Origin of the sequence: Fortiea contorta PCC 7126 (assembly GCF_000332295.1) — a bacterium.
Lineage (GTDB): Bacteria > Cyanobacteriota > Cyanobacteriia > Cyanobacteriales > Nostocaceae > Fortiea > Fortiea contorta.
Window position 1 is genome coordinate 3,572,160 of record NZ_KB235930.1, and the last position, 23,492, is coordinate 3,595,651.

General features: G+C 41.4%; 24 protein-coding genes, 1 tRNA gene and 1 pseudogene. 16 read left to right on the top strand and 10 right to left on the bottom strand.

Annotation, left to right across the window (positions count from 1 at the left end; genetic code table 11):
* Nucleotides 1–45: 45 nt before the first annotated feature.
* The gene (locus MIC7126_RS27745; RefSeq protein ID WP_017654249.1) at nt 46–1,140 is read left to right on the top strand and encodes a patatin-like phospholipase family protein; all 1,095 of its coding nucleotides are present in this window, start codon (nt 46–48) and stop codon (nt 1,138–1,140) included.
* A gap of 100 nt (nt 1,141–1,240) precedes the next feature.
* On the opposite strand, the gene MIC7126_RS0116395 is transcribed toward MIC7126_RS27745, so the two are convergent.
* Complete coding sequence (locus MIC7126_RS0116395) at nt 1,241–2,422, bottom strand: RtcB family protein (RefSeq protein WP_017654250.1); 1,182 nt, start codon at nt 2,420–2,422, stop codon at nt 1,241–1,243.
* 212 nt (nt 2,423–2,634) lie between these two features.
* Between MIC7126_RS0116395 and MIC7126_RS0116400 the strand changes: the two genes are divergently transcribed.
* The 3 genes from MIC7126_RS0116400 (at nt 2,635) to MIC7126_RS0116410 (ending at nt 4,389) form a co-directional block, all read left to right on the top strand.
* Nucleotides 2,635–3,534 carry a class I SAM-dependent methyltransferase gene (locus MIC7126_RS0116400; protein WP_017654251.1) on the top strand — a complete coding sequence of 300 codons (900 nt, stop codon included), beginning with the start codon at nt 2,635–2,637 and terminating at the stop codon, nt 3,532–3,534.
* Nucleotides 3,531–4,259 (top strand): HAD family hydrolase, encoded by a 729-nt coding sequence (locus MIC7126_RS0116405; protein ID WP_017654252.1) that lies wholly within the window; start codon nt 3,531–3,533, stop codon nt 4,257–4,259. Before MIC7126_RS0116400 ends, MIC7126_RS0116405 begins: the two co-directional genes overlap by 4 nt.
* A 57-nt stretch (nt 4,260–4,316) precedes the next feature.
* Nucleotides 4,317–4,389: transfer RNA gene (locus MIC7126_RS0116410), tRNA-Ala, on the top strand.
* 257 nt (nt 4,390–4,646) lie between these two features.
* Here the strand turns inward: MIC7126_RS0116410 and MIC7126_RS0116415 are convergent.
* Nucleotides 4,647–6,845, bottom strand: coding sequence for a hypothetical protein (locus MIC7126_RS0116415; RefSeq protein WP_017654254.1), 2,199 nt, complete (start codon nt 6,843–6,845; stop codon nt 4,647–4,649).
* 301 nt (nt 6,846–7,146) lie between these two features.
* Here MIC7126_RS0116415 and MIC7126_RS0116420 point away from each other — a divergent pair, with 301 nt between their 5' ends.
* On the top strand, nt 7,147–7,575 hold the full coding sequence (locus MIC7126_RS0116420) for a hypothetical protein (RefSeq protein ID WP_017654255.1): 429 nt from the start codon (nt 7,147–7,149) through the stop codon (nt 7,573–7,575).
* A gap of 93 nt (nt 7,576–7,668) precedes the next feature.
* Here MIC7126_RS0116420 and MIC7126_RS0116425 read toward each other — a convergent pair whose 3' ends face one another.
* The 4 genes from MIC7126_RS0116425 to MIC7126_RS0116450 all read right to left on the bottom strand — a co-directional run bounded on the left by MIC7126_RS0116425 (nt 7,669) and on the right by MIC7126_RS0116450 (nt 9,603).
* Nucleotides 7,669–7,944 carry a hypothetical protein gene (locus MIC7126_RS0116425; protein ID WP_017654256.1) on the bottom strand — a complete coding sequence of 92 codons (276 nt, stop codon included), beginning with the start codon at nt 7,942–7,944 and terminating at the stop codon, nt 7,669–7,671.
* A 93-nt stretch (nt 7,945–8,037) separates the two neighbouring features.
* Nucleotides 8,038–8,349 (bottom strand): helicase HerA domain-containing protein, encoded by a 312-nt coding sequence (locus tag MIC7126_RS0116430; RefSeq protein ID WP_017654257.1) that lies wholly within the window; start codon nt 8,347–8,349, stop codon nt 8,038–8,040.
* Between the two features lie 122 nt (nt 8,350–8,471).
* A complete protein-coding gene (locus MIC7126_RS0116435; RefSeq protein ID WP_017654258.1) occupies nt 8,472–8,960 on the bottom strand; it encodes a hypothetical protein in 489 nt (162 codons plus the stop codon).
* Between the two features lie 379 nt (nt 8,961–9,339).
* Nucleotides 9,340–9,603 carry a hypothetical protein gene (locus tag MIC7126_RS0116450; protein WP_017654260.1) on the bottom strand — a complete coding sequence of 88 codons (264 nt, stop codon included), beginning with the start codon at nt 9,601–9,603 and terminating at the stop codon, nt 9,340–9,342.
* Between the two features lie 566 nt (nt 9,604–10,169).
* On the opposite strand from MIC7126_RS0116450, the gene MIC7126_RS0116460 reads away from it, so the two are divergent.
* From MIC7126_RS0116460 to MIC7126_RS29480, 9 genes and pseudogenes are all read left to right on the top strand, one after another.
* Nucleotides 10,170–10,547 carry a hypothetical protein gene (locus tag MIC7126_RS0116460; RefSeq protein WP_017654262.1) on the top strand — a complete coding sequence of 126 codons (378 nt, stop codon included), beginning with the start codon at nt 10,170–10,172 and terminating at the stop codon, nt 10,545–10,547.
* A 1-nt stretch (nt 10,548) separates the two neighbouring features.
* On the top strand, nt 10,549–10,719 hold the full coding sequence (locus tag MIC7126_RS30520; RefSeq protein WP_017654263.1) for a hypothetical protein: 171 nt from the start codon (nt 10,549–10,551) through the stop codon (nt 10,717–10,719).
* Nucleotides 10,720–10,852: 133 nt separating this feature from the next.
* Nucleotides 10,853–12,172, top strand: a complete 1,320-nt coding sequence (locus MIC7126_RS0116470) for a hypothetical protein (protein WP_017654264.1) — start codon at nt 10,853–10,855, stop codon at nt 12,170–12,172.
* A gap of 191 nt (nt 12,173–12,363) precedes the next feature.
* The gene (locus MIC7126_RS30525; RefSeq protein ID WP_154655905.1) at nt 12,364–12,570 is read left to right on the top strand and encodes a hypothetical protein; all 207 of its coding nucleotides are present in this window, start codon (nt 12,364–12,366) and stop codon (nt 12,568–12,570) included.
* Between the two features lie 284 nt (nt 12,571–12,854).
* Nucleotides 12,855–13,274: pseudogene (locus MIC7126_RS27750) on the top strand (transposase); the annotation flags it as partial.
* A 25-nt stretch (nt 13,275–13,299) separates the two neighbouring features.
* On the top strand, nt 13,300–13,854 hold the full coding sequence (locus tag MIC7126_RS27755; protein WP_017654266.1) for a hypothetical protein: 555 nt from the start codon (nt 13,300–13,302) through the stop codon (nt 13,852–13,854).
* 115 nt (nt 13,855–13,969) lie between these two features.
* Nucleotides 13,970–15,655: a beta-carotene ketolase CrtO gene (gene crtO, locus MIC7126_RS0116485; protein ID WP_017654267.1), complete on the top strand. Its 1,686-nt coding sequence runs from the start codon at nt 13,970–13,972 to the stop codon at nt 15,653–15,655.
* Between the two features lie 333 nt (nt 15,656–15,988).
* Nucleotides 15,989–16,468 (top strand): DUF4383 domain-containing protein, encoded by a 480-nt coding sequence (locus MIC7126_RS0116490; RefSeq protein WP_026100316.1) that lies wholly within the window; start codon nt 15,989–15,991, stop codon nt 16,466–16,468.
* A 34-nt stretch (nt 16,469–16,502) separates the two neighbouring features.
* On the top strand, nt 16,503–16,652 hold the full coding sequence (locus MIC7126_RS29480; protein WP_081603039.1) for a PsaJ protein: 150 nt from the start codon (nt 16,503–16,505) through the stop codon (nt 16,650–16,652).
* A 224-nt stretch (nt 16,653–16,876) separates the two neighbouring features.
* On the opposite strand, the gene nadA is transcribed toward MIC7126_RS29480, so the two are convergent.
* Nucleotides 16,877–17,851: a quinolinate synthase NadA gene (gene nadA / locus MIC7126_RS0116495; RefSeq protein ID WP_017654269.1), complete on the bottom strand. Its 975-nt coding sequence runs from the start codon at nt 17,849–17,851 to the stop codon at nt 16,877–16,879.
* Between the two features lie 193 nt (nt 17,852–18,044).
* On the opposite strand from nadA, the gene MIC7126_RS31995 reads away from it, so the two are divergent.
* The gene (locus tag MIC7126_RS31995; protein ID WP_017654270.1) at nt 18,045–19,151 is read left to right on the top strand and encodes a tyrosine-type recombinase/integrase; all 1,107 of its coding nucleotides are present in this window, start codon (nt 18,045–18,047) and stop codon (nt 19,149–19,151) included.
* A gap of 10 nt (nt 19,152–19,161) precedes the next feature.
* Nucleotides 19,162–19,356 carry a hypothetical protein gene (locus tag MIC7126_RS0116505; protein ID WP_017654271.1) on the top strand — a complete coding sequence of 65 codons (195 nt, stop codon included), beginning with the start codon at nt 19,162–19,164 and terminating at the stop codon, nt 19,354–19,356.
* A 642-nt stretch (nt 19,357–19,998) separates the two neighbouring features.
* Here the strand turns inward: MIC7126_RS0116505 and MIC7126_RS27760 are convergent.
* The 3 genes from MIC7126_RS27760 to MIC7126_RS0116530 form a co-directional block, all read right to left on the bottom strand.
* On the bottom strand, nt 19,999–21,693 hold the full coding sequence (locus tag MIC7126_RS27760) for a VapE domain-containing protein (protein ID WP_017654273.1): 1,695 nt from the start codon (nt 21,691–21,693) through the stop codon (nt 19,999–20,001).
* A 468-nt stretch (nt 21,694–22,161) separates the two neighbouring features.
* Nucleotides 22,162–22,899 carry a hypothetical protein gene (locus tag MIC7126_RS0116525; RefSeq protein ID WP_017654275.1) on the bottom strand — a complete coding sequence of 246 codons (738 nt, stop codon included), beginning with the start codon at nt 22,897–22,899 and terminating at the stop codon, nt 22,162–22,164.
* An 8-nt stretch (nt 22,900–22,907) separates the two neighbouring features.
* A complete protein-coding gene (locus MIC7126_RS0116530) occupies nt 22,908–23,480 on the bottom strand; it encodes a hypothetical protein (protein ID WP_154655906.1) in 573 nt (190 codons plus the stop codon).
* Nucleotides 23,481–23,492 lie beyond the last annotated feature (12 nt).

Consider the following 23,492-nt stretch of genomic DNA (forward strand, 5'->3'; position numbering starts at 1 on the left):
ATAATCTACAGGCTAATCTATTAATTAATACTTATAGCAAGATGTATGCCATATAAATACAAAGTATTATCAATTGACGGTGGTGGTATTCGCGGAATTATTCCTGCAATCATTCTCGACGAAATTGAAAAACGTACGCGAAAACCCATTTGTCAGTTATTTAACTTAATTGCTGGAAGCTCGACAGGCGGAATTCTCGCCGCAGGATTGACGAAACCCCACCCCAACAACAAAAGTCAACCTCATTTCCAAGCCCAGGATCTCATAGACATATACCGCAAACATGGAGAACGCATCTTTTTTGAATCTTATATATTACGGTTGATGCAAGTTGATGATATTCTCCAGGCCAAGTATTCTGCTAAAGGCAGAGAAGAGGTTTTAACTGAATTTTTTGGAGATACTTTTCTCCACGAAGCCTTAACCGAACTTTTTATTACTAGCTACGATATTGAATTGCGGATGCCTATTTTCTTTATTAAGAATATCAGAAACCAAAAATTAGGTGATAACTTTCGCAAGATATGTGAAGGTTATACTATGAAACAAGCCGCAATGGCAACTTCCGCCGCCCCCACCTATTTTAAACCTTACAAAATTGAAACAATCGACCCCACAGATCGGGGTTATTATGCACTAGTTGATGGTTGTGTTTTTGCCAATAACCCTACATCTTTGGCAATTATGGAAGCCATCATCACCTCCAAAAAATTTGATTCTCGAACCCCTAATAAACCACCATTAACCCTCAATGATATCCTCGTAGTTTCTTTAGGAACAGGCTCCTTAACTCGCAAATATCATTACGAGCAAGCGGTCAAGTGGGGATTAATTCAATGGGTAGAACCATTAGTTAATATTATGTTAGATGCTAACAGTGAATCAGTAGCTTGTCAGCTAGAACAATTGTTACCAAAAGCCGATGATATTCCTAAACAATACTACCGCTTCCAAGGATTTCTGAATGAAGCTAACGACGATATGGATGATGCTAGTCAGCAGAATATTGAACGCCTAGAAAAACTAGCAAAACAAATCATTCGCCAAAAAAACTCCGAACTAGATGAATTATGCGAGCAACTGATACAAGGTTGGGAACAAGAACAACAGCAAGACCAACAGTTGCTGGTGGAAAACTAATACTAATTCTTCTCATACAAGAAACATATTTTCATTGTAGAGGCGTTGCATTACAACGCCTCTGTCAGAATATTTTCCCTATTCGTGAATCGAATCAAGATTATCCTTTCACACACATAACTTGCTTAAGCGTGGCGACGACTTCCACCAAGTCTGACTGATTCTCCATTACTTGGTCAATTGGTTTGTAAGCACCAGGAATTTCATCTAATACACCCTCATCCTTGCGACATTCCACACCTTGAGTTTGTTTAATTAAATCATCTAGTGTGTAGGTGTTTTTTGCCTTATTTCTAGATAATAACCGCCCAGCACCGTGAGAGCAAGAACAGAAGCTATGAGCATTACCTTTACCTTTAACAATAAAAGATTTAGTACCCATTGAACCGGGAATAATACCATAGTCTTCAGTTTGAGCGCGGACGGCACCTTTGCGAGTCACATACACATTTTCGTCAAAACGTACTTCTTTTTCAGCGTAATTATGATGACAATTTACTTGTAATAAAGGTTTAGTTGCTTTCCCTCCGACTAAATGTTTTTCGATAATTTGCTTAAATCGCGCCATCATTACATCACGATTGACACGCGCATAATCCTGCGCCCACTGCAAATCGTGCCAGTATGCTTGAAACTCTGGAGTACCAGCGACAAAATGTGCTAAATCTGGATCTGGCAAACGATTACCTGCCATTTTTGCTAGTTCTTTCGCTGTGTGAATGTGGCACTGAGCTAGATTATTACCGATGTTGCGGGAACCAGAATGCAACATTAGCCAAACTTGATTTTCTGTATCCAAACAAACTTCAATAAAGTGATTTCCTCCTCCTAGTGAACCCATTTGTTTCATGGCTTTACCTTGTAGATTTTGCACACCTCGATGCAAATTTTGAAACTCACTCCAACGCTGCCAATTAGTGACGGTTTTGTCTACATCTTTATTTTCATTAAAACCAGTAGGAATTGCTGCTTCAATATCTAAGCGAATTTTCTTCAGTTTACCTTCTAATTGTTCACCGCTAAATGGGGTTTTAATCGCGCACATCCCGCAACCAATATCCACCCCCACAGCAGCAGGAATAATTGCTTCTTTAGTTGCTAATACAGAGCCGACTAATGCACCTTTACCTAAATGAACATCAGGCATTAAAGCCACATGTTTAAATACAAAAGGTAATGATGCAACATTCTTCGCCATCTTGATTTCATCATGTCCCAGAGGATGATTCGCCCAAGATAAAACTGGCGCTGGTGTCGTAATTTCTAACTTTTCGTAGGGCATAATTTTTTAATTTTAAATTTAGATAAAAGTATCTGGATCAAGATTTTGGTGTGTTTAGCTTGTATTACATTTATACTACAAAGAAGAAGTGAGTGTCAACAGCGTAGCCAGATGTGAGATGCATTATGGCGATCGCTCCACAAATGCCAGGAATACATTAAAATTTGTCAATAATATCACCGTGGGTTAGATATCCACTCCCACCCGATCCGATGACAGAGCGCCAAAATAAAATTTGGGAAAGGTTTTTATCTCCTGTTGTCAGCCTGTTGATTGATGAAGAAGGCTTACAACGGTATGCTTTAAGTGTTGACTGGGAAAAGCAGAGCGATCGCTTTCAACGAGCTGATGTGACAATTCCCGCGTACTACAACAACCACAAATTTCGCGGGATTGAAGGTGGATATCTCAACCCGCAAGCAGTAGTCACCTATGATCCACTAACTCAATATTTGCTACCGCCTCACGAATCGCTAGTACGTCAAGCTTTAATTGATACAATCAAGGTGCAGCCACGACGCATACTAGATTTAGGCTGCGGTACAGGTTCCGCTACCCTGATGTTAAAACGAGCTTTTCCCCAAGCCGAAGTCATCGGACTAGATTTATCCCCTTACATGTTAGTCAGAGCCGAATATAAAGCCATAAGTGCTAATTTAAACATACTTTGGCGACACGGCAACGCGGAAAAAACAGCTTTCCCTGCAAGTTCGTTTGACTTAGTGACGGCTTCTTTGCTCTTCCATGAAGTCCCAGCGGCGATATCCCAATCTATTCTCCAAGAAAGCTTCCGCTTATTAACAGTGGGAGGGCAAGTATTAATTCTCGACAGTAGTCAAAATGCTTGGCGTCATCTGGAATGGGCTAAGGATGTATTCGTAGAACCCTATCTTCATGAGTACGCCGCTGGCAATATTGATGAAAGTATGAAAAAAGTTGGGTTTGCAGCAGTACAAAACCAAGATATTTGGTGGATACATCAGATAACTAGTGGTATTAAACCGATTCCCACCAACGCTCGGCATTATGTACCAACGTCCACAGATACCATAATAGATCATAATGGTTTGGAGGGACTTGGTTCCCCAGCTTTTGGTATAAGAAGGGCATGAGTTTAAAGGCAGTTTTACTTGATTTTAATGGTGTGATCATCAACGATGAGTTCATCCACCTGCAACTGATAGATGAGATTTTGATTGCAGAAAATCTGCAACCCCAAAAGGAGAATGAACGCCAAGCTTCCTTGGGACGGAGCGATCGCATTTGTTTTCAAGAATTGCTCGCCGCTCGCGGTAGAGTAGCCCATGAGGGCTATTTAACACAGTTGCTTAACCGCAAAGCACAAAGATATGCTGAAGAACTAGAGAAAATTGAAAAACTGCCTTTATATCCAGGCTTAGAAGATTTGATTTTTCAAATCCGCGCTCACCACCTCAAAGTAGGGTTAGTGAGTGGAGCAATTCGCCCAGAAATAGAACTGGTACTCAATCGTGCTCAACTAGCGGCACATTTTCAAGTGATAGTAACGGGTGATGATGTCTTGACCAGCAAGCCAGAACCAGATGGTTATTTGTTAGCAGTGGAACAATTGAACCAGAAATATCCTGAGTTACATCTGCAATCAGCAGAGTGTTTGGTAATTGAAGATACACCTGCTGGAATCGCTGCTGCTAAACGAGCACAAATGCAAGTAGTGGGTGTAGCCAATACTTACCCATTTCATATGCTGCAACGGTATTGTAACTGGACTGTAGATTATCTTCACGATTTAGAATTAGAGCGAGTGCTAGAAGTGTTTTCGAGAAAAGACCTCCAGCCTTCCATATCTGAATGTTAAAATGTGCTATGAGTTATGCAGTGGTGAGTAGATTTTGCTAAACTCAGCACTGATTCAGGGGAATTAGCTCAGTTGGTAGAGCGCTGCGATCGCACCGCAGAGGTCAGGGGTTCGAGTCTCCTATTCTCCATTTGTACTAACCTATTGACCACCCATAGCTTACCCAAACTGTCCTAAATTTGTCCTAAAAACAGTGTATGGGTTACAAGGAATTTTGGGAAGTCTGGGACAAAATAAATAACGGGCAGATGGTTGTATATAAAATCACTATTGTACTTATATGTCAAAGTATCCCTAAAGTTATTAACATTTAGAAGGAAATATCAGTTATGGAGGTACCTAACAGCTATTAATAAATCTGTGAAGCTGGAGCGTTTGAACTGATGGTCAAAAAGGGATATTAGATATATCAGGGAAACACTGTTCAATACTTTGTTTAGAACACCCATCCACACAGTACTCGCACTCAGGACAGACTAGACGGCGACAAGCAGGGCAAGTCTTATGCTTCCCTATGACTAATGGAGTAAACCCACATTTTCCTTTCTTCTCTACCCACCCGCCACAGTAAGCCAAGATTGTTGTAGCAATACTTTCTTCATTTGTTCGTTTACCAGTTAGCAAGCCTCTATGTCTAAACTTAAAGATTTTAAACTCGGTTAAGTTTGTTCTTTTTCTATCTCCCCAGAGAACTTGCAGCGTACCACAAAATTCATAAATTGTATCTAAAGGATCGAATACCCTTAAAGGGTGAGATGATTGGGAGTCTGCATATAATAATCTCCTATACTCATTAGGGCTATAGTCAGAACCTTCATAAGAAAGCATTGATAGAAAATGTCTTAATAAAGAGAGAAATATATAAGGTAGCGAAATACGCTTTACGGGAAGGTTAATAAGAGAGTTAATAAAAGTAACTTGCCATTGAGGGAGATTATCTGCCCAATCCTGCGGCAAACGCTTTTTGGCAGCTATTAATAAAGGAAGAGGGTTATGTCCACTTATTAACCCGATATCCTCCCAGGTGGGGACATCCTCATCGCTTAAGTCTTGGAACTTTTCTACCCATTCATGTTGGTTGGCATAGAACATATCATCATAATCAAAAACCCAATGCGGTAAATAATCATTGGACTCTAAATCCCTAGGCATACTAATGCTAATAAATCGGTCATTAAAAGTGGATTCTATTTCGGTTAGTTTTGATTTCTTAACATCACCTAATACCCGTGGTCGCTCCTTATCTGAATCTATAAAATATGGAGATAGAACACCAACTACCTTTACTTGTTCACCTCGGTGATTTTTGAACGCAGGAACACAAAACTCAGAATAAACCTTTGAATTAAGGCTCTTTCTGCTATTCTTAACGTCGAGTAGTTCTCTTGAGTTTAATCTGATATCGCCCTTCACCCAGTCTTTACTTTCTTGAGTAACTTGATGAATGGAGATGTCCTCTACTACATAACCCATGTCTTTGTAAAAACTAATAACTAATTTCTCGGCGATACGTGCAGAGGACATTTTACTTTCTATATAAGATTCGCTAGCTGACTTTGGGTTCCATTTGATTATTAATGTCTTATCAATTGGGTCTATCCTGCGTAACTCATTATTAGCAAAGGAGATAGACCGCGCAAACGGATAAGTAGAGTTATTAAATTGAGCAACGATATGGAAAAACTTGCCATATCTTAACTGTATTGCTTGCTTTTGCCACTCGGTTGGGGCAATATCCCAAAGGAACCCCCTGTGCTCTAAGTTCTGTTGTAGATATTTGACTTGTTTCCAGCATATAGAACGTGCTAAGTTACCGGATTCTCTTACTCTCGCAATTAATTCATCTATCAACTCATCCCTGAGACAGTCATCCACTGAATCTAAATATTTATCAATAAATAGACCGTAACTACTGTTCCCATACTCTTTTATGCTAAGGAGGTTTCGTAGCTCTGGAGATGCAATGACAATATTTACGGCTTGGTTGCAGAGTAAGTTTATTAAACCTATCCTTTCTTCTTCGTCAAGGTCATTAAGCTTATTAAGAATAAACTCAACACATTGGTCTATGGTTAAGGTGTTTAAGTATTGAATTAAAAATATATTAAAAATTTTGGGGATTTTACTAGTAACTACTTTATATAAAAGCTCCTGGCTAACGGTGAGGCTGTCTATCCTTTGTATATAAACTGCCTCGTTTCTGTGAAGTGTTGGGTTGTATCTTCGCCCGAAGCATACAATCTGCCCTACCTCGAAATATTCTGAGGAGTTTAAATAGATACCTGGGTATTCTTCACAGTTAATGTAGACCCTCTCCTTATTAAGTCCTTCAACAATACCAATAAAGGTTATTAAATCGACATCAACGGCGCTATTGCGATTTGCATCAATATTAAATTGGACATAAACACCACTTCCACCCTTCCCTTCTATCAGGCTTTCTAAGTAACTAGGTATATCCTTCCTATGTACAAAGATACCGGATTCCGAAGCCCACTTTCCAGTGGGTGTAATAAAGCCGTAGTTATTAATAGTCTGAGTTTTATTATTTAGACCGCCAAACCAATCAATTGTACCTATGTGCATAAACACTCTCTTTTATGTATTCATTAGTTTCATACCTCCACACCCTGATTAAGTATTACAAGACACCCCACCAACCATAGGATTAATCCCGGTATCGTCCTCATAACCAGGAGCATGTCGCTTGTTCCAGCGATACCAGGGCTAAAACTGTTATTTAGCAGTCATGTAATTTGTGTTACACGATTCTCGTAAAATTAAGTATACTGAGATGTTATGCGCTAAGTACGTTTTTGTACAAAAATACACAAATAGTAGTTCCCTCCACACTACAACTTCTGAGTATAAATAATCATGGTGTTAGTTGTTAAAACTACATATAATTGCTGAGGATATATACAAAGATAAAGGTGCTGCTGCCAAAACTAAGCGTTTAGGGAGCAATAGTATGCTGAGAGGCTACAGAGGTATCGTTCTATGCTTGATTATTGGTTTTCTGACGGTAGTAGTTATTAATTTTCTACTGACGCCGGATGTTGCTAATGCTGCAATGATAGATATCAGGGACGAAGAAGGGAATGTAACAACTTGGGGATGGTGGTTGATTAATATATTCTCTCCATATTTTGTTCTATTTGAAATTATTAAGATTGGTTTAGGGTTGCTAATGTTAGCATTAGCACTATTCGGGAACCACTCTGGGTTTGAATTATTAGCTGCGAGGTGGGGGAATCTAACAGTTATGTTTCCAGGGTTAGTTGTGTGGGTTCTTGGAGCTTTTGCTAGTAAATGACCAATATCGACGCCCTACTTTAATAATCCATATAAAAATACCCCAGCGATGTTATTAACATTGCCGGGGTTTACTAATAATTTGGTTGTGGCATCAAAGGTTTGTGAAGTCGGTGCATTTCTTGGTTATTTTAGGTAACTGAACATCAATCCAATCCTCAATCTTAGCCCCATACCCAGGCAGCTTTAACTTACCCTGACCAGAGCTAACTGGCTTCTTGGTTGTTGGGTCAATGCTGGCAATTAACTGTAATTCAAGTAAGGAAGAGTCTCTAAGGTTCGCCATGCCCTTGGAATCGCCTAATATTGTTAGAGTGCGATCGTGGGCAATAAACAAGGGACACATCAACATCTTGCGGCTTTCAGTCATTGCAACTTTAAAGAATTTACCAACTAAATCCTTATCAAGCTCTAACTCTTTGAGCTTGCTAGCTACGTGGTCAGCATAGGTTGTGAATTCCTCTCATACCACCGACATGTTACGCCCTTCTTTTATTAACTTTTGGGTAAACTCATCTTCAGATAAACCAGAGTTTCTATATTCCTCATAACGCCTATTTAATTCTTTAATGTACTTGTCTAGATACTTAGCGATATCCTCATGGTCTGTTATTAACTCAACTCCCTTCCATTCGACAGGGCTACCGTGTGGGTCTAATACTGTGACCTTCTGCCCCGCCGCTACTTTAAGTTTAATAATCTCTCTAGTAGTCCAAGATTTACCAGAACCCATCCCGCCAAATATTAAAGCAGGGTATTCCAGTAGATTACTCATCCAGGCGTAGTCATTCGCCTCGTCCTGGACGAGCTTATTAACTGGGCTAGTTTGTTGTTCTAAGGTCTGCCCAGTTAATAACTGAGGGTCAGTAGTGAATTGTGTTAATAAAGCTTGTTCTTCTAGTTCCGCTTGCTGATATAATGCTGCTCTTTTCTGGCGATCGCCATTTTCCTATTCGTTAGATGGCGCAATGCTTCAATCTTGGTTGCTTGTTCGTGCCGTAGATTCTCAGCATCAAGATTGTTACCAAACGCTGTCTTTTTCTCATTAAGGGTGTTCCCAAGCTTCTGTTCTGTTAGTTTTGTGTCATATATGGCTTGCATTGTAGTAGGAGCATACTTACCTACAAGCTTGGCATATTCAGCAGCAGCTACGTTTAGGTCATTAGTCGCTTCTATTACCGTTTCTGCTGCCTTCAGGGCGACAGGGATATTCTTCTTTACCTCTTCAGCTACTTGAGCTTTATCTGTCAGTTCCCTAATAGCTGCTTCATCACCATATACTGCCTGGAGCCACCTATCTAAACCCACTCCGAATAACTTATCGCTTGCATTGAATGTGCCTGGAGCGGCACCAGTAACGTGATTTTTGAGTTCAATCTTTATCATTTTGCACCTCTCACTACCTTATTAACATTCTGTACAGGCGCCTCTAGGTATGTATTGTTGATGTAGCTGGTAGCAATCGTGGCGATTAATGTTGCTATTACGAGAAATAAGAAACTATCAACTTTATTATTCACCTTGGGACTCCTTAATAACCTCATACCTATAAATGGTTGTGTGAGGTGCCTGTATGTTTTTGATGAGGATATGTGCGGTGATGGAAGAGATTATTAATGATAATGTTGCTACTACGAATCTTGTTCCTGCACTAAGTTTATTTCGTTTAACAACTTTCCCCTTTCTGTATATCTTTATCAGCTTCTTCTTCTCTGGATTGAGGTTGTACATTCCCTCTAAGGCTGCTCGGTACTCATTGAGTCTATCATCTTCCATATATCTGCCGCCCTTCATCAATTAGTCGTCCTACGTAAATGGTGGCGCCTACAACAAATGCTCCTATACCTAATGGAATGCCTATCGTTGGAATCATAATGCTGGTTGTAATTGTGCCGCAGATAACGCTCCATGCTGTCATATGTCCTACTGTGTCGATCAATAAGTCGTACATCTTTTGTTCCTCTTTAATCCTTAATAAAGCCCCGATCTGGGTATCCTTGAGGCATGATTCTACTTCTTTTTGTGCCACCTGGGCATCCAAGACACCCAGGTTATAAGCACATTCTGTTACTTCTTGTTGAAGAACGCCGACAGCATTGATTCCTGATCCGATTTCATCTGTTTCATTAATGCCTCCTGTCTTGCCTTGATTACCACGAACTTTCCCATTTGTTCATCGGCTATAGATGAATGGCACTAAGAAAAGCCCAAAGGCTTGTGTCATCTGGTTCCCAGCCTCCAGGCTGGGAATGTATTTAAAAGAGGCTCTGCCTCTTGTCAAGCTACTGGAGGCGGAGCCTCCCAGAATGGGTTCGCTGCCTAGAGGCTGGGAAACAGTCAGAGCAAGGGCTGTATCTTTTCTTAGTGCCATTCGGCTCTAGATGAGTTCTTAAGGAATCCTTCTTTGGCTTTTTGTTGTAATGCAGCAAGGCGGGCTGCGGTAAATAAATAAGATTTGCTCCTGCCACAACAACAGTAGAGGATGAAGATGACGAGGTATATTACCTATCTAAGGCGTTCACTCCTAACTGCGATGCCAGCATAGCCCCCAGACAATTAAGAAAAATAGCAGTCGAAGAACGACGATTAATAAGAGTGCTGAAAAAGGTTGGTGTCTTAGGGTTAACAAGTATAGATGAGGTGCGGGCTAGTTACTCTGTTGGCAACCAAGACAAAATCAATCAGCATATCCAGGTACTCGCTGATGCAGTCCAAAAGGTTGAAAAATCAGATGCAATATTCTGGATGGAAAGACCATCAGACCCAGAACAGAGTGTTGGGCGGACACAAGCATTGTATCGGATAGCACATAAAGTAATTACTTACCTAAATTCATTGATTAGTAATGAACCTACTGAAACTACACCTGCGGTAAATAGTGAATCTACTGCACTCGCAGTAGTACACAGAAGACGGGAAACTCAAGGACAACGCCGCCCCAGTTCAGCTAATAACACCCCTTGCCGCTCCTAAGATGAAAGACATCAAAGCGGCGGTATATGAGGCGCTAGGTGTAACCACTAGCAAAGAAGTGAAGCGCCTAATGAATGAACGTGGTTTTACCCCATCCGACCTACGAAAAAAAGATAGCTGGATTGCAATACAGCAGTTTATTAGTCAGCAACATCTACCAAGCGCAGCGTAATCAAACGTAGCGTATTGTCAACACCAAGTTATTAACTATCCCAAGACTTTATTAACTAAATACTTTCAAATTAAATACCAAAACCACCAAATCCAATATTTTCGACATTCTTGCATCCTAAAGGATATTAATAATGTTTGCCACTAGACCCAAGCCAAAGAACGAAATCCCAGATCATCTAATTGAAAAACTGATGCCCCCAGCAGAAGGACGCACCAGCATAGATGAAAAACAAATTAAGGAAATAATAGCACTTCTAAATAAAGAAGAATCTGCGGCTATCACAGATGAAGAATTAGAAGTTATTTTCACCATCTACCGAGATTGGCTGCTATATAAAGTTACAGAAGAATCTTATAATTGGTACCTAGCAAAAGCATTGAATAGAGAAGTTAATAACTTTACTCCTGCTACAGAAGAAATAGACATTATTAACCCTGTAATCAGTGTATTGCTAAATCTACTACTAAATCGAAAGTTAGATAATTTACATAAGGAAATGCTGCGTAGGGCGGCATTAGAACCAAATGTAGAGTATTTTGGGGCACAAACCGAATCTATCCAGCAACAACAGCAACAAGCTCAATTACCAGCTAATGTATCAAATAGTCAAGTTATTAAAGAAGAGGATATAGAAGTGAGAGAAGTAGTAATTAGTCAAGAAGCTCAAGTTAATAACGGCGCGATCGTAGATTTATTAAGTACAGTATTGGCAAAAATAGATGCACTTAATGAAAAAGTAGATTTACTTAATAGTAAAGTTGAATCATCCACTAATGAAGTGATTGTAGTCGCTAACCGTGCGGAAACATTTGAGCTTTCCATTATTAGCGAAGTGCGAGAGCAAAGAGAATATATTAAAGAATTGCGGAGTGATATATTCGCGGCATTTACACCAAATAACGAGCATATTGAGAACCAATCACCTGCTCCAGCACCTACACAATCACCAATAAGCGACGACGAAGAGGTAATAATTAGCCCATTCACTAAACAACCAGTCGTGCGGAAGCGAGCTATCATCACACAACCAGAAGTTATTAAGTCTGAACCTGTTGCAGAAACTGAATCTGAGCCTGAGCCAGCACCCGTAATTCAACAAGAATTAGCCTTAGAACCTCTTGTAGAACAGCCAACAATTGAACCAACAATAAACGAACCTATAGGGGTGGAGGATGCCCTGATAAGTGAATTAACCACTCAGCTTATCAAACTAGGTAAACAATATCCTAATAAGATTCCTGCATTATTCAAGCAGCTAAAGGGGCGATATGGCGAAGATGCGATAAAGGCAGCGATTAATAAAGCTGAATTAACAACTGACGATGGATGGACAGAAGCTAAATTTAATGCATATCAATCTGCTATAGAGAATGCATTTCCCGGCTGGCTAGATAGCTTGTCTGGTGAGCCTGTAGAGGAAACCACATCAGTTATAGAGGAATGGCACTAAGAAAAGCTATAAGCCATACACAACAAGGGATACAGCTTTTAATGCTAGAGAGCGCAGTAATGGGATGATCCAGGCGATCGCATCCTTCAAAATGATGTATGGCTGCCCCAAAAATTTTTCAAGGTAGAAAAAGCTTACTCGTCTATGAAATACTTTTTTGAGACGAATAAGCCAACATCATAAACACCACTGTGACACTAAGAGTACAAATTCTCAAGGATAAATTCAGCCAGAGTTTGGGGCTGCCTTTTAAAGAACTATTGCCAGAAACCACAATTAGACAAGCAATCTCTGAATTAAAGATTAAATATAAAAAGCGATTATTCGACCCGTTAATAACGGTGTGGGCATTTTTATCTAACAGAATACATCCGTCAGGAGCCAGAATTCATGGCTGAATTCTGACTCCTGACGGATGTGTTCTTCTTGTTAAAATATTCTCACCTTAAAACTCTATCCCTGTCTTGAAAAGTTCAGAGCGCCGGTTCCCGGCGCTCCGACTTTTCGCTTTATGGGTAGAGTATTCTGAATTCTGAATTCTGTATTCTGACTCCTGTTTTATTGAAACCCCCGGATTTATCCGTGGGGATATTCTGAATTCTGACTTCTGGCTTCTGACTCCTTTTCATTTACTACTCTTTTAGATAAAGCAACTTATTCTACTCTCGAAATTGTTGGGATTTACGGTAACCGTTGGGATGTTGAATTGGATTTAAGACATATAAAAACTACCTTGGGTATGGATATTTTACGATGTAAAACTCCTTCAATGATCCGCAAAGAAATTCATGCTTATTTACTGGCTTACAATTTACTTCGTAGCTTAATGTGGTCGGCAGGAACTACTTATAATACCCCGACAAATCGCTTATCACTGCAATGGACTCGCCATCATTTAATTAATTTTATCCCCAAATTCGAGGCGGCTGACTCTCAAAAACGCCTGAGAATTTATCGCACTTTACTGAAAGTTATTGTTCACAAAGCTGTCCTCGAACGTCCTGGTCGCTGTGAACCACGAGTTACTAAACGCCGCCCCAAAGCTTACCCCAGATTGACCAAACCCAGACATGAATTACGTCATCAATTGCAAACTGCTTAATTGATAAGGCTTTCTGCTTTTCTTAGTGCCATTCCCCATTATTCTTTGTTTATTTTCTCTAGTGGGTATTTGGCTATTAATTTATAGTAGTTTATTATTCATTGATGGCAGAATGCAATCGATTCGGTTTTGGCCTTTTGCTATCGCATCAGTGGCTTCAGGTGTACTTGGTCTGTTACCATATCTGGCTTGGCGTGAACCTAATCAACAATTTTCTGGACAAAAGGATGCTTTTTTACATCTGCTGGATTCTCGCCTTTACGGTATCGCTTTGACTTTAAGCACAGTTGTATTGCTTGTATATGGTTTTGCTTTTGGTGATTGGGGAGATTATGTGCAGCAGTTCCAAAGCGATCGCTTTATTAATGGCATGAGCTTGGCATTTTGCCTATTTTATCTTTTATTTCCTACTATTGTGGGTGATGATATGGTTCGTCGCCGTTTCCCTAATGCCGAAATATTTTTAGCAGTCGTATTTGTTCCTTTATTCGGTTCTCTTGCTTATCTTTGCCTGCGCCCTCCATTATTGTCATCAACTAATCACCAAAAATCATTCAAAGAAAAAAATACAATTTTGTAAATTTATTAGCACCATCACATGTAATGAATCAAAAAAATTATATAACCTACGAAAGATTTAAAGGTTGAATGTATTTTCTAAGATTGGGGAAATATTTTCTTCTCCAAGTGCAGTCATGGAAGCTTATGACGTGGTAATTATTGGTGCCGGTCACAATGGCTTAGTATCTGCAGGATACTTACTCAAAGCTGGTTATAGTGTCTTATTATTGGAAGGGCGATCGCTTCCTGGAGGTGGTTGTACAACTGAAGAACTAATGCCAAATCAAGCACCAGGGTTTAAGTTTAACCGCTGTGCCATCAATCACTTATTTATTTTCTTAGGGCCAGTTATCCAAGAATTAGAACTGCATAAGTACGGTTTAGAATATCTTGTTTGTGACCCAGTAGCGTTTTGTCCTCATCCTGATGGCAAATATTTTTTAGCTCATAAATCTGTCGAAGCAACTTGTGCAGAAATTGCTCGTTACAGTCAACGTGACGCTCAAAAATATGCTGAATATATCGATTTTTGGCAGCGTTTTGTCAAAGCCATTACACCCTTTTTTAATGCTCCTCCCAAATCAATTGTGGATATTATAGGTAATTACAATCTAACTAATCTGCAAGATTTATTTTCAATAGTAGGTGGGACTAACACTACTTTAGATTTAATCCGCACTTTATTTAGCAGTCCCATAGATAATATCAACGAGTATTTTGATTGTGAATTTATCAAAGCACCTCTAGCCAGATTATCGGCAGAATTAAGTTCACCACCTTCGCAAAAAGCCATGTCTTTTGGCGCAATGATGTTGTTATTACGTCACAATCCTGGTATGGCTAGACCAAAAGGTGGTAGTGGCGCACTAGTCGAAGCTTTAGTGAGGTTAGTAAAGAGTAAAAGTGGTGTTATTCTTACCAATCAAAAGGTAGAAAAAGTTTTGGTAGATAACGGTAAAGCTGTCGGTGTGCGGGTTGCTGGTGGTAAAGAATATCGTGCTAACAAGGGTGTGATTTCTAATATTGACGCTAAACGTTTATTTCTGCAACTGATAGATACTAATGATGTAGATGCAAATTTGCAAGAAAAATTAGACCGTCGGATTGTCAACAACAATGAAACTATTCTCAAAATTGATTGCGCTTTATCTGAACCTTTGCACTTTGACAATCACAATCATCGAGATGAGTATTTAATGGGTTCTGTGTTGATTGCAGATTCCGTCAACCATGTAGAACAGGCTCATAGCGAAATTACTTTAGGAAAAATTCCTGATGACGATCCTTCAATGTATTTAGTAGTACCTACCGCACGCGATCCTGTAATGGCTCCACCAGGAAAACATACACTGTGGATTGAGTTTTTTGCTCCCTATCAAATTGCAGGTGCAGAAGGTACTGGTTTAAACGGTACTGGTTGGACAGATGAATTAAAAAACAAAGTTGCAGACAAAGTAATTGCTAAATTAGCTCAATATTCACCCAATTTGAAGCATTCAATTATTGCTCGTTATGTAGAAAGTCCGGCAGAATTAGGAGAACGTTTAGGGTCATATAAAGGGAATTACTATCACATTGATATGACTTTAGAACAAATGCTTTGTTTCCGTCCTTTACCAGAGTTAGCTAACTATAAAACACCAATTGAAAACTTATATCTCACTGGTGCGGGAACTCATCCTGGCGGTTCAATTTCTGGGATACCGGGGCGTAATTGTGCGCGGGTGTTTTTGCATAGCCAACAGCCAATATCTCAGACTATAAAGGAAGTGGGAGATTCGATTAAATCAACTATTACATCTGTTTTTCAGGCTGAATAATTGTCAATTAAATTAGTTTTTTTGGTCATTTGTGATTGGGTATCAGGAGCTAGGAATGAGGGGCTAGAGGCTAGGGATGAGGGGGAATAAAATTATTTTCTAATGCTCGATGCTTAATTTATTATTCTACTAATCTTAAATTTTCAAGCTTAAACCTGCCTTTTGATAGAGTTAACAATTGAAGTTAACAGTTAAATAGAAGGTATTAGGTATTGCCAAATAATTGTGTCAAGTAAAGCAGCTTTTCAGTGAAATATATAGAGCTTTATGATATTTTATTTGGCAGTTAATATTGAACTGAACAAAGATTGCACCATATCAAGAGAAAAAATTATGGAAAACATTGAAGCTGGAAAAATGGTAGAACGTTACTGTGCTTTGACTATCGGACTTCTGTTTTTAATATTAGGGCTGATAGGATTTACACCCGCTTTAGTATCTTTACCTGGAACAAATGAATCTTTTGTTTCTTTAGACGCATCTCCTAACAGCTATGCTGCGGGATTTGGTTATATATTTGGTTTGTTTCCTACCAATTTTTTGCATAATTTGGTGCACTGTGCTGTGGGATTATTAGGAATTACTTCTTATCTTAGTGCTAGCAGTGCGCGTCTATTTAATCGCGTCTTTGCGGTTGCTTATGCGGCATTAGCAATTGTAGGATTGTTACCCTTTGGTCAGACATTTTTTGGTTCAATGCCACTCTTTGGTAATAATGTTTGGCTGAATGCTCTATCAGCGATCGCTGCTGGTTACTATGGCGTTGTCATTCCATCTAAGGTCACGGGTGTTAGTGTTTCTCAAAATATTTAATATCTCGAAAAATGCCACATTTTGGAATTATTGTATGCAAAAACAAAACAAACAACTAGAATATTTTCATCGTTATCTTTCCCTAGCGCCAGTTCTGGCTGTTGTGTCGATATCAATTGCTTTTTCAACGTGGGTAATTTTTAATTACTTTTTCCCCGACCTTCTCTTTCATCCCATGCCATAAGCCACAATTCAGCCACAGATTTGAACCTATAGCTCATAGTTTAATGCTGACAAGTATTTATAACTATGTTTTGTGCGATCGCCTTGGGTGTCACAACAAAAAAATCAGATTGATTTAATCAAGCAAACCACAATGCGATTGTTTTTATGCAATTCAAAAAAGCATGTAGAGATGTAATTTTATTGTGTCTCTACATGCTTTTTGCACCTAATTTACTAATTTAACTAAGCACTCATTTCTAGCATCCGTTCCATTGGTCGTAAGGCCGCAAGACGAATATCCTCTGACATAATAATTTCTGGGCTGCGATTTTTCATTGCCCAATAGAGCTTTTCTAAAGTATTTAATCGCATAAAAGGGCATTCGTTGCAAGCACAGTTGTTTATAGGCGGGGCGGGAATAAAGTGCTTGTGCGGAGCAAGTTTTTGCATTTGGTGAATGATTCCAGGCTCTGTAGCCACGATAAATTCTTGTGTGGGGCTATTTTGACAATATTTGAGTAAAGCTGCTGTAGAACCAATATAGTTGGCATGGCGCAGTACACTACTTTCACATTCTGGGTGAGCGATCGCCTCCGCTTGAGGATGTGTAATTTTTAACTGTACTATCTTCTTTTCCGAAAAGGTTTCATGGACAACACAACTACCTTGCCACAATACCAAATCTCGCCCTGTCTGTTCCATCACATAGCGTCCCAAATTGCGATCTGGGGCAAAAATAATCCGCTGTGCTTGGGGTATCTGTCTAACAATGTCCACTGCATTAGAACTAGTGCAGATAATATCGCTCATCGCTTTAATATCAGCAGAGCAATTAATGTAAGAAACTACCACATGATTCGGATGTGCAGCTTTAAAAGCGGCAAATTCATCTGCTGGACAAGTATCTGCAAGAGAACAACCGGCATTTAAATCTGGTAACAGCACCATTTTTTCCGGATTGAGGATCTTGGCTGTTTCCGCCATAAAGTGAACACCAGCAAAAACAATCACATCTGCATTTGTCTTGGCTGCAGCTTTTGCCAGTTGTAATGAATCGCCGATAAAATCTGCAATATCTTGAATATCCGGCTCTTGATAGTAATGTGCCAAAATAACTGCATTGAGTTCTTGTTTGAGTGTCTCAATAGCAGCAAATAAATCTAGTGGTAGAACACCCAGCTGGGTTTCGTCTCGTTGAGCAAGTGCAGTCTTAAACACGATTTAGGAGTTGCTTAAATTTGCAAGTGTTTGGCTTGTCGATTCAATTATAGTAGTTTTTACCAAAAATAAAAGAGAGTGGTGTCAATTTATGTCCAAAACCGTCTGAAGTTCTAACCCAGTGCAAAACTCACGTACGTTAGCCCAGTTCTGGAGCCACCCAACGCACTAGATAAGGGGGTTTGGCTACCATATGGCTACCACTAAAGTAGGCTTGGAAACTAAAGCTAACAAGATTAGGCTAAGGCTCCCTAGGGCTGTAGCTGGCGAAAGTAACCGCTACATTAGCACTGGACTGGACAGCACACCCGACAACCTAAAGAAAGCTCAGATAGTGGCGTGGACTATAGAGGAAGACTTACAGAGGGGCACGCTAGACCCAACGTTAGAGCGCTACAAGGAAAGCTTTAGACCCAAGCAAACTATCCAGAAGCAACCTGACCTACTAGAAATTTGGCTAGCCTATGCCGAGTACAAGCGCCCCCAAGTGGAGGAGACAACATGGCTGAAGTTATACAAGCGTACCCTAACCAACCATATCCAAAGCTTACCTTCCCACAAGCCAACAGACTCTAGCCTCATATGCTCTTATCTTTTGTCTAATTTCTCAGTGGCAGTAACTAAGAGAGTCTTAAGGTATCTGTCAGCTTGTTGTAAGTGGGCTAAGGTGCAAAACAACTTCAGTGAACTAAGGCAAGACATAAGGGAACCTAAACGAAGACTGCGTAACATCCAGCCCTTTAGTGAACATGAGCGCGATTGTATACTGGAGTACTTCAGACAACACAGCACCCACTACCTCCCTTTTGTCTCTTTCCTGTTCGCCACTGGTTGCCGTACTGGAGAAGCTATAGGGCTAAGGTGGGCTAATGTGGCTGAGGACTGCTCTTACGTTGTCTTTAGCGAGTCGTTCGATAGTGACACTAAGATACGCAAAAGCACTAAGACAGGAGTTAGCCGAAGATTCCCATGCAATGGTCAGCTTAAGCAGCTTTTGCAGCAGTTAACTAGAGGTGAACTAGACTCGCTAGTGTTCACTAATAAGAAAGGACGCCCCATACATAACTCAGTGTTTGTCTCCAAAGTGTGGAAGCCTAGCTTAAGCGCACTTGTGAAGGAAGGCAAGCTCACTAGCTACCGTCGTCTCTACACTACCAGACACACATTCATTAGCCATTGTCTAGAAGCTGGAGTACCAGTGACTACCATTGCAAGCTGGGTGGGAAACAGCCCAGAGATACTGATGAGACATTATGCTGGGGTAGTTAACACTGGTCATCTACCGCCTCAGTGGGGCTAAGGACAACTGCATGAATACCCTCGACCATCTATTAGCCGCCCTTACCCAACTCGAAGCCTACAAAGCTTTGTTACCAAGAGAGAGCATAGAGTACTGGCAAGTGCGCTCCACTATTAAGCAACTGAAGAAAACAATGGTGGTGTATGCAGGTACTAGGGCTGGTGAGACTCTGTTTGCGAGGGGAGAGCCTTGGAATGAAAGTTAGCCAAGAGTGATACTGATAACCTATTTGTCACTGGGAATACTAAGGTAGCAGAGTTACTAAAGTTACCTAATATGTCAGACAATAGTAAACCCAAGCCACTTTGGGTAAAAATTCTCATAGCTTGGATAGGCACACCATTATGTTTCCAATTGCTTCTCTCGTTTTCTGGGGTTTACTTAGACAACAACTTAGAAAAGACCATATCCGCTACCCTAACTTTTGCAGCTATAACTTCAGTTGCCATAGAGCATGATGTACGGAAGAGAAAAACTAAAGACTGAAGTGTTCCACAGTGGAACACTAGCCAACTTCTGTTCCAGAGTACTGTTCCGGCTGTAATGCTCTCTGGACAAGCTTTCTAGCGTTTGTGGAACAGTGGAACGCCTGGAACGCATGTTGCAAACTTGTCTAAAGTTTTCTCTCTGCTCTCTCCCCTTTGCACTCTCTCTTCCCATTTAGCACTGACGTATAGTAAACTACTGTTCCATCTGTTCCACTGTTCCAGTAAGCTGAAGCCCTTACTACTGCTAAGTTTTGGGTGGAACGGAAGTTGGAACGGAAGTTACCTTACTGTTCCAGACAGACAAAAGAAAAGCCTCCTAACTTAAGAGAGCTAGGAGGCTTAGGTTGCCGTAGGAGGCGTTAGTAAACTGATTCTTCGTAGACTTCAGGAGCTTCTTTGGTGTCTACGAGGGAGCCAGAACGGAACCAATAGCGCCCTTTCACTCCATTGTGTCTAACATTTGCAGTGGTGCACTTTAGCTGTTCCAATGCCGTCTTAGCATCTCTCTGTAGCTTGCGGTCATTCAGCTTGCTGGTGTCGATACCTAAAGCGTTCTCCATAATGTCTGACAGCGTGCATGGGTTGTGTTGGGTCATGTAGTTAGCTATCTTCTGTGACCAAGGATTCTCCTGTTCGTATTGGGCTGTGTCTTCAGCACTCAGAAGCTTCTCAGCTTCAGTTAGTTCCCACTGTTCACCAGCTAAGAACAGCCCTAAGATAGCACTCCATAGGTCATCTCTCATGGCTTGCACTTCTTGTCCATTCACTCTTTGGGTTATTGGGCACACCCAAAAGCGTCGGTTGCCTGTAGAGTCAGACAAAAACTCACTCTGGTTAGTAGTGCCACAAATAACAAAAGTGCGCGGATAGCGAGAGTTGGCTTTAGCATAGGGGCGTCTAAAGAGGTCGTCTTCCTTGCTTAAGAACGCCTTTACACTGGCTTGTGCTTTAGTGCTGAATGCGTGCTCTATTTCCCCATACTCACAGCACCAAGAGTTGTACATAGAGAGCAGTTCGTCTACTTGGCTTTTGTGCTCACCTACGGTCTGGAAAAACGACTTGCCAAAGACATCCTGGAACAGAGTCGTCTTGCCTATACCCTGCCCACCTTGTAGAACCAAAGCATTGTCAGCCTTGCATCCTGGTGTCACGGTACGAGCTACAGCGGACAATAGAAAGCGCTTCCAGTAAACTCTGTGTAGCTTATTAGTAACTCCAATAGCTTGGAAGAATGCACTCAAGACAGGCAAAGCATCTGGGTTAGGTGTTAGAGACTGGAGATAGGCACGCACTGGATGATAGCTGTGTTCTTCAGCGTAAACTACAGCGATTCTGGTGAACTTGTGGAAATCGTAGTCTCTGTCTAATTCACGTTCACACAAGTCATGCAGCTTCTCTATGCTGATGCTTACTCCGTTCCACCAAAGCTCATTACTCATTTCGTTCCACTGAAGTTTGTCGCTAAAGAATGAAGATAACTCAGCCCTCATTTGGTTGCCTCTGCTACGTCCTGATGCTAGTGTAATGGGCTTCTCTGTGCCTCTGTCTGCACTTGCTAGAGTAGCTTGTATCTCAGCCTCGGATAGCCCAATGGATAGAGCAGCTTCAGTCAGTGCCTCGTCTATAGCTTCTAGTTTGTCTGGAAAAGCCCCAGCCAAAGTAAACTTCAGCTTATTTAGCGTGCTATTCCGCTCACCTTCTTTCGCGTGTCTTAGTTGGGCTGAGAAGTTGGCTAAGGTGGTGCTGAAGTTGGCGTCAGTACCAGATTGCTGAGGCTCTAGCTTACCGACGCTATTCGCTGCACTTGGTCGGTTTGCTTTGGATTTAGACACTGGCTGAGTTAGCTCAGGTATGCCGTCCATGACCTCAGTAACCGTGTAGCGCTGTCCTGAGCTTGCAACCAGCCTAACTAATGGAGCCTCACCAGCATCAGACAAATAAGAAGGCTTTCGGTTGTAGGTACCGGGCAGCCTAAGCACGCGCGCCAAGTCTTTGCAAGCTTTGTCTGCGCCGTAGTGTGCAATGAGACGCTGTGTTAGGGAGCTATACTTCATCTAGTCATCACCCCTTTAGTTATCCGTCCCGGTTCTAAATAAGTAACTGTGGTGTGCTTTTCTTTGACTCACTTGTTCGGTTGCTGTAGTGGTTACCGAACCTTTAGCTAAATACAGAAAAACTGAGGCTCTTAGTGGCTGAAGTATAGTCTGGGTAAAGCTTTGGAAATCCGAAAGACAAAACACACTCACAACCACTGGTCTAGCTTCAGTAAGCTCTCATGCACTGGCAGATCTTCCTCCATCAGCGCCCTTATGATTGTCTGATTCAGTTCACTTGCTTGTGCCTTGGTTAACTCGCCCCAACACAAGCACCAACAGACCCAGCGCACATACTCCTCACAAGCACTCTCAGAGGTGGGCAGTGGTAAGCCTTGGTCAGTGTAGACAATATGTGTACAGTGGGAGAGGTGATAGGTTAGCTCTTGTTTGGCACGCTCAGTTAGCTTTAGTAATCTAGGTTGTGCTTTAGTTTTCACTTGTGTTCTCCTCTAGTAGTGCTGTCAGCCAAGCCACTTTCCGTCCCCAATGCCTTCCTTTTGTCTGCCCAAGCTCAGTTAACAGAAGCTGTTGTATGCTCTTCCCCTCTTGGTGCTTCTGTCTGAGGTATCTTAAGGTTTGCTCTGATAGCTCTGGTAAGTTGGGTAGTGGGGCTTCTGAGGGTTCCAAGAGTGCCAGAGTTCCAGAGTTATCTGCTGAGTCACTTTCGCCTCTATTATCTGTCTTCTTGGAACCTCCCGTAACCTCGGAACCTTGGCTATTCCTAGGGGTTACAGCGTCTTCTTTAGCTTGGAACTGTGGGAACGGCTGTAACCTTGGTCTAACTGCTAAGATATCGTCTACTAGGCATACTTGCTTACCTCCACTTTCCAAAGCTTGCATTAATTGGGTGTCCTTCAGTTGCTTGGCTCTATCTATAGCTGACTGACCAAGGTAAACCCGCACGAAACAAGAGTCTCTCAGCTTACTATCACCTTCCAAGCCAAGGTTAGCTACAGTGTCGTTCTGGGCTACAAGACAAATGAAGCGCTTTACTCTCCGTCCTCTCTTGGCTTGCTTCCTAACCCACTCCTTAGCTGACTCACATTCATCCACCAAAGCTGGGAGTTCTTCAGCCACAATCAGAGTTTGCTCAGTCTGCCAAGAGTTTCCAGCTTGCTTTCTGTCTATTGTGCGCTGTTCTATAGTGGCTAGGTCGGCTTGCATCTGGCGTTCTACCGCGCTGAAGCTCTCATACAGGGTGCAACTGGGTAGAGAACGGAGGTAGCTCCAGTCATCACGGGTGCAGTCAGTGTCATAGAGTTTGTAACTCCGTCATAGAGTTTGTAACTCCAGTCAGCCCCAAGAGCACTACAGAAAGCCTGGACAAAATAGCTCTTACCAGCCCCTGTGCCACCAATGACCAATAGGTGCTTATCCTGAGTTTGCCAATACCCAATTATGTCTGCCATGGGGCTTAGTTGGGCTGTCGGTTCGGCTTGCATTTGTACACTTACTTGGGCTGCATTAGACAAAAGGGAACTGTACCAACTAATGCCCGATTTTCTCTCCACTATGCCCAAGTCCTGCCCAATCTCGGTTAGCTTTTTGTTGTCTAGGTACTGACGGTAGCCCACTGCTGCTACACCTAAGCCACTTAAGCAAGCAGCTAGCTTAGGTAAGCCGCGAGCTTGCACCCCAGTTAGCCCAAGCAACACAGCAGCAGAAGCCCCAGCCACAGAAGCCCCTACTAAAGTGTGCTGAGTTAGAGACATGAGAGTGCGGATAAATGAAGAGGGATAGGTCACTTTGGTAATCTC

Bases quoted from the DNA above. Each gene is read 5' to 3' on its own strand.
- MIC7126_RS27760 (WP_017654273.1), bottom strand. From the start codon at position 21,693: ATGAAGTATAGCTCCCTAACACAGCGTCTCATTGCACACTACGGCGCA.
- MIC7126_RS0116405 (WP_017654252.1), top strand. From the start codon at position 3,531: ATGAGTTTAAAGGCAGTTTTACTTGATTTTAATGGTGTGATCATCAAC.
- MIC7126_RS31995 (WP_017654270.1), top strand. From the start codon at position 18,045: ATGGCTACCACTAAAGTAGGCTTGGAAACTAAAGCTAACAAGATTAGG.
- MIC7126_RS27745 (WP_017654249.1), top strand. From the start codon at position 46: ATGCCATATAAATACAAAGTATTATCAATTGACGGTGGTGGTATTCGC.
- crtO (WP_017654267.1), top strand. From the start codon at position 13,970: ATGGAAGCTTATGACGTGGTAATTATTGGTGCCGGTCACAATGGCTTA.
- MIC7126_RS30520 (WP_017654263.1), top strand. From the start codon at position 10,549: ATGAAAGACATCAAAGCGGCGGTATATGAGGCGCTAGGTGTAACCACT.
- MIC7126_RS0116470 (WP_017654264.1), top strand. From the start codon at position 10,853: ATGTTTGCCACTAGACCCAAGCCAAAGAACGAAATCCCAGATCATCTA.
- MIC7126_RS0116415 (WP_017654254.1), bottom strand. From the start codon at position 6,845: ATGCACATAGGTACAATTGATTGGTTTGGCGGTCTAAATAATAAAACT.
- MIC7126_RS29480 (WP_081603039.1), top strand. From the start codon at position 16,503: ATGCAAAAACAAAACAAACAACTAGAATATTTTCATCGTTATCTTTCC.
- MIC7126_RS0116400 (WP_017654251.1), top strand. From the start codon at position 2,635: ATGACAGAGCGCCAAAATAAAATTTGGGAAAGGTTTTTATCTCCTGTT.
- MIC7126_RS0116435 (WP_017654258.1), bottom strand. From the start codon at position 8,960: ATGATAAAGATTGAACTCAAAAATCACGTTACTGGTGCCGCTCCAGGC.
- MIC7126_RS0116395 (WP_017654250.1), bottom strand. From the start codon at position 2,422: ATGCCCTACGAAAAGTTAGAAATTACGACACCAGCGCCAGTTTTATCT.
- MIC7126_RS0116490 (WP_026100316.1), top strand. From the start codon at position 15,989: ATGGAAAACATTGAAGCTGGAAAAATGGTAGAACGTTACTGTGCTTTG.
- MIC7126_RS0116525 (WP_017654275.1), bottom strand. From the start codon at position 22,899: ATGCAAGCCGACCTAGCCACTATAGAACAGCGCACAATAGACAGAAAG.
- MIC7126_RS0116430 (WP_017654257.1), bottom strand. From the start codon at position 8,349: ATGAGTAATCTACTGGAATACCCTGCTTTAATATTTGGCGGGATGGGT.
- MIC7126_RS0116425 (WP_017654256.1), bottom strand. From the start codon at position 7,944: ATGACTGAAAGCCGCAAGATGTTGATGTGTCCCTTGTTTATTGCCCAC.
- MIC7126_RS0116505 (WP_017654271.1), top strand. From the start codon at position 19,162: ATGAATACCCTCGACCATCTATTAGCCGCCCTTACCCAACTCGAAGCC.